Here is a 1,559-nt window from a genome sequence, read left to right as displayed (position 1 = left end):
CCCAGACATAAAGGACGCAGAAAACCCCAGGCAGTGCCAAGTCGCAGCCGGGACCTTCGTTACGTCACGCTCAGCACACGCAGCGGAGCGCCCGCGGGCCAAACCGCCTGTCGGGCGCTACGCGCCCTCCCAACCCCAGACATAAAGGACGCAGAAAACCCCAGGCAGTGCCAAGTCGCAGCCGGGACCTTCGTTACGTCACGCTCAGCACGGGGTCTGGCCTGGGTGCGGCCGACAGGTTACGGCGATGTGGGCTGCAAGAGGCTCCCCCGGGCAGCCCGCACGTCATACCCTTCGCGCAACACCTGCCCGCGATGCGCGCGGCCTCGCCCCGGTTCACGCCGTCCTCGCCTGCCTGTCGCGGCCAGGTGGGCGGACGGCGCGCCCTCGGCGTGCCTGCCGCACTCGTCCCCTCGGTGGCCCGACGCCTTTTGACAGGAGCTTTCGATGCCCATCGCCACACCAGACGTCTACGCCGAGATGCTCGACCGGGCGAAGGCGGGCGCTTTCGCCTACCCCGCCATCAACGTCACGTCGTCCCAGACCCTCAACGCGGCACTGCGTGGCTTCGCGGACGCCGGCAGCGACGGCATCGTCCAGGTGTCCACGGGCGGGGCCGAGTACCTGTCCGGCCCGACGGTGAAGAACATGGTGCTGGGCGCCGAGGCGCTGGCCGAGTTCGCCCACCACGTCGCGAAGGCCTACCCGGTACAGATCGCCCTGCACACGGACCACTGCCCGGCGGACAAGCTCGACACCTATATGCGCCCCCTGGTCGCCATCTCCAGGGAGCGGGTCAAGGCGGGGCGCAACCCGCTGTTCCAGTCGCACATGTGGGACGGCTCCGCCGTGCCGCTGGAGGAGAACCTCAAGCTCGCCGAGGAGCTGCTCGCGGACTGCAAGGCCGCGAACATCGTCCTGGAGCTCGAGATCGGCGTCGTCGGCGGCGAAGAGGACGGCGTCGTCGGCGCGATCGACGAGAAGCTCTACACGACGCCCGAGGACATGTGGCGTACCGCCGAGTTGCTCGGCACCGGCGAAAAGGGCCGGTACATGATGGCCGCGACCTTCGGCAACGTGCACGGCGTGTACAAGCCGGGCAACGTCAAGCTGCGCCCGACGATCCTGCGCGACGGCCAGCAGTACGTGGCCGGCAAGCTCGGCCTCGCCGACGACGCGAAGCCGTTCGACCTGGTCTTCCACGGAGGTTCCGGGTCGGACCTGTCGGAGATCCGCGAGGCGCTCGACTACGGCGTGGTCAAGATGAACGTGGACACCGACGCCCAGTACGCCTTCACTCGTCCGGTAGCGGACCACATGCTGAAGAACTACGACGGCGTGCTGAAGGTCGACGGCGAGGTCGGCATCAAGAAGACCTACGACCCGCGCACCTGGGGCAAGTCGGCCGAGGCCAACATGGCCAAGCGCGTGGCCCAGGCATGCCAGGACCTCCGCTCCGCCGGCACCGCGATCGGCTAGCCCCGCACCGAGGTCGGGCCGGCGCGCCCCCCCCCCCCCCCCGGCGGCGTCAAACGGGGCGCCCGGCGCAGGGGGGGCCC

Annotated in this window: 1 protein-coding gene; it reads left to right on the top strand. The window is 69.6% G+C overall.

Annotation, left to right across the window (positions count from 1 at the left end; all coding sequences use genetic code 11):
* Positions 1-447 precede the first annotated feature (447 nt).
* Positions 448-1,479, top strand: a complete 1,032-nt coding sequence (gene fbaA, locus I6A60_RS40615; protein WP_203017415.1) for a class II fructose-bisphosphate aldolase — start codon at positions 448-450, stop codon at positions 1,477-1,479.
* Positions 1,480-1,559 lie beyond the last annotated feature (80 nt).

The sequence above is a fragment of the Frankia sp. AgB1.9 genome (genome assembly GCF_016786355.1).
Classification (GTDB): domain Bacteria; phylum Actinomycetota; class Actinomycetes; order Frankiales; family Frankiaceae; genus Pseudofrankia.
The sequence above is the reverse complement of the archived record's forward strand: the minus strand, read 5'-3'. Positions and strand labels throughout refer to the sequence as shown.

Bases quoted from the DNA above. Each gene is read 5' to 3' on its own strand.
- fbaA (WP_203017415.1), top strand. From the start codon at position 448: ATGCCCATCGCCACACCAGACGTCTACGCCGAGATGCTCGACCGGGCG.